This is a genomic window from Mycobacterium sp., assembly GCF_052144515.1.
In the GTDB taxonomy this organism is placed as follows: Bacteria; Actinomycetota; Actinomycetes; order Mycobacteriales; family Mycobacteriaceae; genus Mycobacterium.
Genome location: NZ_JBKQQD010000387.1, coordinates 1 through 7,890, shown reverse-complemented (window position 1 = coordinate 7,890; position 7,890 = coordinate 1). Strand labels below are relative to the sequence as shown.

The window sequence follows — 7,890 nt, the reverse complement described above, 5'->3', positions numbered from 1 at the left end:
GTGAATCTGCCGTATCCATCGATCTCGGTGATCTTGTTCTTCTTCATCAAAGAGTGCACGCCGGCGACACGGCCCTCGGCCACCTTGCGGCTGCGGTCGAAGGCGGCCCCGTAATCGAAAGTCGCGTCGCCGCTGATGCCGAAAGTCTTGGCTTCCTTGGTGAAGAGGTGGGCCAGTTCGGCGTTGCGCAGCAACGCCTTGGACGGGATGCAGCCGACGTTGAGGCAGACTCCGCCCCAGTACTTCGATTCGACGATCGCGGTGTTCAGGCCGAGCTGCGCGGCGCGAATAGCCGCGACATATCCGCCGGGACCGGCTCCAAGGACGACGACGTCATAGTGGGTCACGCGCACTACCCTAGTGGCCGGGTGGCCGGGGAGCTCAATAAGGAATGAAGCCGCCCACGCAGTGGCCCACCAGCTCGCAGTAGTAGTAGCCGTAGAGCGGCGCCGCAGCGGCAACGGACGCAAACGGCCCCGACATCACCCCGAGCGCCAGCGCCGACATCATCGGCCTGCCCTGGACCATCGCCAGTATCACGCTCGCGACGACACACGCGACGACATAGACCAGGACCATGTACACCGCCGCCGTCTTGTCGACCGTGTGATACCACCAATAGAACAGGCTCAGCCCCACCTCGGCCGCGGCGAACCACACGCCGAGGATCACCAGCAACAGCTTCCACCACTTCACGTACTGGTATCGGCCGGGCACGGTGACGGGCGCGGCGATCGATTCGCTTTCCGGTTCGTGCTCGACGGCCAGCACGGGCGTCCTGGACGTCCCCGCCTCGTCCTTCGGCTTCGACTCGGTGACGCGCGGCAACGGCTGCGAGTCGGTGTCGTCAAAGTTGGGCACGAAGGGCACCGAGTCCTCGCCCGTGCCGTCAAAATCGGGGACGAACGGCGCGGTCCCCGGGCCGGACTCGGGATCCCTGTCAGCCATCGGAGACCACCCGGAGCGCGACCAGCACCCCGAACCAGCCGGGCGCCAGCGCGAGGAGAAACGCGCCCAGCATCGTCACCCAGCGGCGCCCGGAAAGCAAGATCGCCACCACCCCGATGACACTGGGAATCCCGACCACCAGCGCTATGGCGACGTCCGGCCGGATACGCCCATGGAACAGCGCGGTGGACGCCACGCCCGCCAGCAACCCCACCGCACTGCCGATCAGCATGGCGCTTGCCAGCAGCCACGCGCGTGGAAGCGGAATCATCGTTGCGACCTTACTGCGGGATCAGCGCGGAACCGGGCACGTTCCTGGCGCGTTGTCGGCTACAACCTGGCCACGATTCGATGGCCGTTCGCCACGCTCATAAGCCGCACCCGTGATCACCGGCACGGCCTCTATCAGCGCTTTTTCGGCATCGGTAAAGACCCGGCCACGGCTGAGGAACCGCAGGCCTTCGGGAGCCTCCAGGCTGAACCCGCCACCGCGGCCCGGCACTACGTCGATGACAAGCTGGGTGTGCTTCCAGACTTGATATTGCGGACCGGAGATCCACACCGACACGCCGACCGAGTCTTCCGGGCCCACATTCCCCACATTGAGGACACCGAGCAGGACATCGCGGTCGCCGACCAAGAAGTCGCCGAGCGGATAGCACATCGGCGATGATCCGTCGCAGCATCCGCCGGACTGGTGGAACATCACCGGGCCGTGGCAGTCCTGCAGTCGGGTCAGCAGCTCGGCCGCGGCGGCGGTGATGACGACACCGGCAGGAGCGCTCCTAGTCCCCCGAGACCCGGTCATCAGAACAATCCGGACGCCTTGTCGGTGTAGGACACCAGCAGGTTCTTGGTCTGCTGGTAGTGGTCGAGCGCCATCTTGTGGGTCTCCCGGCCGAAACCGGATTGCTTGTAGCCGCCGAACGCCGCGTGCGGCGGGTAGACGTGGTAGCAGTTGACCCACACCCGGCCGGCCTTGATGTCGCGGCCGGCGCGGTAGGCGGTGTTGCCGTCGCGGCTCCACACGCCCGCGCCCAGACCGTAGAGGGTGTCGTTGGCGATGCCCATCGCGTCGGCGTAGTCGGTAAACGACGTCACCGCCACCACAGGGCCGAAGATCTCCTCCTGGAAGATGCGCATCTTGTTGTTGCCGGCAAAGATTGTCGGCTGTACGTAGTAGCCGCCGGACAGGTCGCCACCCAGCTCGGCGCGCTCGCCGCCGGTGATCAGCTTGGCGCCCTCTTCCTTGCCGATTTCGATGTAGGACAAGATCTTTTCCAGCTGGTCGTTGGACGCCTGGGAACCCAGCATGGTCTGGATGTCCAGCGGGTCGCCCTGCCGGACCGCCTTGGTACGAATCGCCGCCAGTTCCAGGAACTCGTCATGGATGTCGGACTGGATCAGGCTGCGCGACGGGCACGTGCACACCTCACCCTGGTTGAGGGCGAACATGGTGAACCCCTCCAGCGCCTTGTCCTGGAAGTCGTCGTTGGCCGCCATCACGTCAGAGAAGAAGATGTTGGGGCTCTTGCCGCCGAGTTCAAGCGTGACCGGGATCAGGTTGTGCGAGGCGTACTGCATGATCAGTCGCCCGGTCGTGGTTTCCCCGGTGAACGAAACCTTGGCGATGCGGTCGCTGGATGCCAGCGGCTTGCCGGCTTCCACGCCGAAACCGCTGACGACGTTGACCACCCCGGCGGGCAGTAGGTCGCCGATCAGCGACATCAGGTAGAGGATCGAAGCCGGCGTCTGCTCGGCGGGTTTGAGCACCACCGTGTTGCCGGCAGCCAGGGCGGGCGCCAGTTTCCATGCGCCCATCAGGATCGGGAAGTTCCACGGAATGATCTGTGCCACCACCCCGAGCGGTTCGTGGAAGTGATAGGCGACGGTGTCCTCGTCGATCTGGCTCAGCGAACCCTCCTGGGCGCGGATCGCCGCGGCGAAATACCGGAAATGGTCGGCCGCCAGCGGGATGTCGGCGGCCAGCGCCTCCCGGATCGGTTTGCCGTTGTCCCAGACCTCGGCCACTGCAAGCGCGTCTTTGTTTTCTTCGATGCGGTCGGCGATCTTGTTCAGGATCGCCGCCCGCTCTGCCGGGCCGGTCTTGCCCCACGCCGGCGCCGCGGCGTGGGCGGCGTCGAGGGCCGTGTCGATGTCGGCCTCGTCGGAGCGCGCCACTTCGCAGAATGTCTGGCCAGTGACCGGGGTCGGGTTCGCGAAGTACAGACCCTTGACGGGTGCCACCCACTCGCCGCCGATGAAGTTGTCGTATCGCGATTCGTAGGACATCAATGCCCCGGCGGAACCCGGACGTGCGAAAACAGTCATGGCTCAGCTCCTCGATTTAGCCGTCAATCGATGTAATACACCTCACACTACCGTCGCCCGCACAATGTGTTGCATGACATCTGAGGCGCCCCAAGAGGACCCGTACCTGTGGCTGGAGGAAGTCACCGACGATAAGGCGCTGGATTGGGTGCGCGCCCACAACGATCCGACGCTGGCGGAGTTCGGCGGCGCGCTGTTCGAACAGATGCGCGCCGAGGCACTCGAGGTGCTCGACACCGATGCCCGCATTCCCTATGTGACCCGCCGCGGCGAATACCTCTACAACTTCTGGCGTGATGCCACCAACCCCCGCGGGCTGTGGCGACGTACCACGCTGGACAGCTACCGCACCAACTCCCCCGAGTGGGATGTGCTGATCGATGTCGATGAACTCGGTCGAGCCGACGATCAAAAATGGGTGTGGGGCGGCGCCAACGTCCTTGAACCCGATTTGACGCGGGCGCTGATCGTCCTGTCCCCGGGCGGCTCGGATGCAGCCATCTGGCGTGAATTCGACTTGCTGACACGCGAATTCGTCGTCGGTGGGTTCGAGTTGGCAGAGGCCAAGTCGCAAGTAGCCTGGGCGGACCCGGACACCGTGCTGGTGGGCACCGACTTTGGTGCCGACTCGCTCACCGAATCCGGCTATCCCCGGATGATCAAGCGTTGGCGTCGCGGCACACCGTTGGCCGATGCGGAGACCGTGTTCGAGGTGGAACGCTCCGACGTGCGCACCTTCGCGTCGGTCGATCGCACACCGGGCTTCGAGCGAACCGTGTTGGGACGGGCCATCGACTTCTGGAACGACGAACTCAATGCGCTGCGCGGCGCAGAGCTGACTCGCATCGACGCGCCCACCGACGCCGGTGTGTCGCTGCACCGCGAGTGGATCTTGATCGAGCTGCGCACCGATTGGAGCGTCGGTGGCACCACCTACACCGCGGGCTCGCTGCTGGCCGCAAACCATGACGAATTCCTCGCCGGCACAGCCGAATTGCGGGTCGTGTTCGAACCCGACGAGCACACCGCGCTGAACCACTACGCGTGGACCCAGGACCGCCTGCTGATGGTGACACTGGCCGACGTCGCCAGCCGCGTCGAAATCGTCACACTCGGTAACTGGGGGCGCACACCGGTGTCGGGCATCCCGGATGCGACCAACACCGTCATCGTCTCGGCCGACGACACCGGCGACGAGTTCTTCCTCGACTCCAGCGGATTCGAGACGCCCTCGCGCCTGATGCGTGGCACGGGTGACGGGCGACTAGACCAGATCAAATCCGCGCCGGCTTTCTTCGACGCCGAAAACATCACCGTGACACAGCATTTCGTGGCCTCCGAGGACGGCACCTCGATCCCCTACTTCGTCGTACGGCCCGATGAAGCCGACGGGCCGGGCCCCACTTTGCTCTACGGCTACGGCGGGTTCGAGACGTCCTACACGCCGAGTTACAGCGGTGTGCTGGGCCGGTTGTGGCTGGCCCGCGGGGGCACGTACGTGCTGGCCAATATCCGCGGCGGCGGCGAGTACGGGCCGAGCTGGCACACCCAGACGCTGCGCGAGGGCCGGCACAAGGTGGCAGAGGACTTCGCCGCGGTGGCCGACGATTTGGTCAACCGCGGCATCACCACCGTCGCTCAACTCGGCGCTCGCGGCGGCAGCAACGGCGGCCTGCTGATGGGCATCATGCTGACCAAATACCCGGAGAAATTCGGCGCGCTGGTCTGCGACGTGCCGCTGCTGGACATGAAGCGCTACCACCTGTTGCTGGCCGGCGCCTCCTGGGTAGCCGAATACGGCGACCCGGACAATCCCGACGAGTGGAAGTTCATCTCCGAATACTCTCCCTACCAAAACATTTCGGCCGGCCGGCAGTACCCGCCCGTCCTGTTCAGCACGTCCACCCGCGACGACCGGGTGCATCCGGGCCACGCCCGTAAGATGACAGCCGCCCTGGAAGCGGCGGGCTATCGGGTCTGGCTCTACGAGAACATCGAGGGCGGCCACGCCGGCGCGGCCGACAACGAACAGCTCGCCTTCAAGTCGGCGCTGAGTCACTCGTTCCTATGGCGAATGCTGGCCGGCACTTGACACCTGAGTCCGGCGGCGGCTTCGCTTCGGCTATGTCAATTCCCGACTTCGAGACTCTGCTGTACACGACAGCCGGTCCGGTCGCCACCATCACCTTGAATCGTCCGGAGCGGCTCAACACCATCGTCCCGCCCATGCCCGACGAGATCGAGGCGGCCATCGGGCTGGCCGAGCGCGACAACGACGTCAAAGTCATCGTGTTGCGCGGCGCCGGCCGCGCGTTCTCCGCCGGCTATGACTTCGGCGGCGGCTTCCAGCACTGGGGCGAGGGAATGATGACGGATGGGAAGTGGGATCCGGGCAAGGATTTCGCGATGGTCACCGCCCGCGAGACGGGCCCCACGCAGAAGTTCATGGCCATCTGGCGGGCGTCCAAACCGGTGATCGCCCAGGTGCACGGCTGGTGCGTGGGCGGGGCCAGCGACTACGCGCTGTGCGCCGATATCGTCATCGCCAGCGACGACGCCGTGATCGGCACCCCGTACAGCCGGATGTGGGGGGCCTATCTGACCGGCATGTGGCTGTACCGGCTGAGCCTGGCCAAGGCCAAGTGGCACTCGCTGACCGGCCGACCGCTGAATGGCGTGCAGGCCGCCGAGGTCGAACTGATCAACGAGGCGGTGCCCTTCGAGCGCCTCGAGGCCCGCGTCGCCGAGATCGCCGCCGAACTTTCCCAAATCCCGTTGTCGCAGTTGCGGGCGCAGAAGCTGATCGTCAACCAGGCCTACGAGAACATGGGCCTGGCCTCCACGCAGACGCTGGGCGGGATTCTCGACGGCCTGATGCGCAACACTCCCGACGCGCTCGACTTCATCAAGACGGCCGAAACCCAGGGTGTGCGGGCCGCGGTCGAGCGCCGCGACGGGCCGTTCGGCGACTACAGCCAGGCCCCGCGCGAGCTGCGACCGGATCCCTCACACGTCATCGTCCCTGATGGCGATGGATAGTGAGATGAACTACGAATATCCCCCCGGCCGCCCATCCAGGCCCATAAAAGTGTTACCGTGGAGACTATGTCTCGGCTGAGTAACGGCCTGCGTGCAGGCGCTGTTTTCCTTTCCCTTGCCCTGGCCGCAGCGGTCTTCCCCAAGACCGCCGTAGCCGACTCCACGGACGACTTCCCGATCCCGCGCAGGCAGATCGCCACCAACTGCGATGCGGAGCAGTATCTGGCGGCCGCCCGGGACACCAGCCCGGTCTACTACCAGCGGTACATGATCGACTACCACAACCGGCCGCAGCCCATCGAACAGATGGCGGTCGACCGCATCCACTGGTTCTACTCCCTGGACGCCGCCGGCCGCAGGCAGTACTCCGAAGACACCGCGACGAACATCTACTACGAGCAGGTGGCGACGCACTGGAGCAACTGGGCCAAGATCTTCTTCAACAACAAGGGCGTCGTCGCCAAGGCCACTGACGTGTGCGAGCAGTACCCCAAGGGCGACATGTCGGTCTGGGACTGGACTGCCTGATCCCGCTGGATCCGATTGCCTTCAGCCGGCAGTGGGTTGCGGCGTGGAACGCGCACTACGTGGAGGCCGTTCTCGAGCACTTCCACGACGACGTCGTTTTCACCTCGCCGGTGGCCGCCCGGCTCCTGCCGGACACGAATGGCGTTATTCGCGGCAAACGGGCCCTGCGCCACTGGCGACGTAATTGAATTCGCGGTCCGCATCGTCATGCAGCCCTCGTTGGCGATGCGGTCGATGTTCGGCATGCGGTAGCCCATCAAGGCCGTCGCTGTCACAACTCAGATTGCTGATCCCGATGTCAGTGAACTCAGGGGCGCCAGACCACCAAGATGTTGGGCTTACCGTTAGGCATGAATTCCATCCCTTCGAAGAGGTGCGGATTCTCCTAACCTATTCCGCACCGGCGTCAGTAGTGCGGCGTGCTCGCTGGGAACCGGTCGGTGCTCGCCGTCTCCCCGTTGGGCGACTCGCCTTGCCTGGGGCCTCTCGGATCCGTGGGGTCCCTGGGCAGCATGTAGGCACGAACTGCGGACCGAGGCCCGTACGGCCGAAGCAGCCCGCTGGCGGGACGAGTGCGCACTTTTTGAGGCCACCAGAACCAGCGCCCCATCAGCGCAGCGACGGACGGCATCATGAACGAGCGCACGATCAACGTGTCGAACAACAGCCCCAGAGCGATGGTGGTACCCACCTGCCCCATGACCCGCAGCGGGCTGATCGCAAACGTCGCCATGGTGGCGGCGAACACCAGACCGGCAGACGTCACCACGGCGCCGGTGCCGGCCATCGAGCGGATGATTCCGGTCTTTATTCCGGCAGGGATCTCCTCTTTGAAACGGGAGACCAGCAGCAGGTTGTAGTCCGATCCCACCGCCAACAGCAGGATGACCGACATCGCCAGCACCATCCAGTGCAGTCGAATGCCCAGGATGTCCTGCCAGACCAGCACCGAGAGGCCGAATGAGGCCCCCAACGAAAGCAGTACCGTCCCCACGATGGTGATCGCGGCAACCAGGCTCCGGGTGATGATCAACATGATGATCA

9 protein-coding genes and 1 pseudogene are annotated in these 7,890 nt (G+C 65.0%); 4 read left to right on the top strand and 6 right to left on the bottom strand.

The annotated features are described in order from the left end of the window. From ACLP9N_RS25800 to exaC, 5 genes are all read right to left on the bottom strand, one after another. A partial coding sequence (locus ACLP9N_RS25800; RefSeq protein ID WP_442410039.1) for an FAD-dependent oxidoreductase occupies positions 1-347 on the bottom strand: 347 nt, incomplete at its 3' end. Positions 348-381: 34 nt separating this feature from the next. After that, on the bottom strand, positions 382-948 hold the full coding sequence (locus ACLP9N_RS25795) for a hypothetical protein (RefSeq protein ID WP_442410038.1): 567 nt from the start codon (positions 946-948) through the stop codon (positions 382-384). After that, on the bottom strand, positions 941-1,219 hold the full coding sequence (locus ACLP9N_RS25790; RefSeq protein WP_442410037.1) for a putative holin: 279 nt from the start codon (positions 1,217-1,219) through the stop codon (positions 941-943). The genes ACLP9N_RS25795 and ACLP9N_RS25790 overlap by 8 nt, the downstream gene beginning before the upstream one ends. A 21-nt stretch (positions 1,220-1,240) precedes the next feature. Beyond that, positions 1,241-1,756 carry a DUF779 domain-containing protein gene (locus ACLP9N_RS25785; RefSeq protein WP_442410036.1) on the bottom strand — a complete coding sequence of 172 codons (516 nt, stop codon included), beginning with the start codon at positions 1,754-1,756 and terminating at the stop codon, positions 1,241-1,243. Beyond that, entirely contained in the window at positions 1,756-3,279 is a 1,524-nt protein-coding gene (gene exaC / locus ACLP9N_RS25780; RefSeq protein ID WP_442410035.1) for an acetaldehyde dehydrogenase ExaC, read from the bottom strand. Before exaC ends, ACLP9N_RS25785 begins: the two co-directional genes overlap by 1 nt. A gap of 73 nt (positions 3,280-3,352) precedes the next feature. Between exaC and ACLP9N_RS25775 the strand changes: the two genes are divergently transcribed. The 4 genes and pseudogenes from ACLP9N_RS25775 to ACLP9N_RS25760 form a co-directional block, all read left to right on the top strand. Beyond that, positions 3,353-5,371: a prolyl oligopeptidase family serine peptidase gene (locus ACLP9N_RS25775; RefSeq protein WP_442410034.1), complete on the top strand. Its 2,019-nt coding sequence runs from the start codon at positions 3,353-3,355 to the stop codon at positions 5,369-5,371. 32 nt (positions 5,372-5,403) lie between these two features. Then, a complete protein-coding gene (locus ACLP9N_RS25770; protein ID WP_442410033.1) occupies positions 5,404-6,318 on the top strand; it encodes a crotonase/enoyl-CoA hydratase family protein in 915 nt (304 codons plus the stop codon). A gap of 66 nt (positions 6,319-6,384) precedes the next feature. Then, positions 6,385-6,846 (top strand): DUF5078 domain-containing protein, encoded by a 462-nt coding sequence (locus ACLP9N_RS25765; protein ID WP_442410032.1) that lies wholly within the window; start codon positions 6,385-6,387, stop codon positions 6,844-6,846. Beyond that, positions 6,846-7,022, top strand: a pseudogene (locus tag ACLP9N_RS25760) (nuclear transport factor 2 family protein); the annotation flags it as partial. The gene ACLP9N_RS25765 and the pseudogene ACLP9N_RS25760, both read left to right, overlap by 1 nt. A gap of 230 nt (positions 7,023-7,252) precedes the next feature. On the opposite strand, the gene ACLP9N_RS25755 reads toward ACLP9N_RS25760, so the two are convergent. Further along, positions 7,253-7,890 (bottom strand): MMPL family transporter (locus ACLP9N_RS25755; RefSeq protein WP_442410031.1); only part of this gene is annotated, 638 nt, incomplete at its 5' end.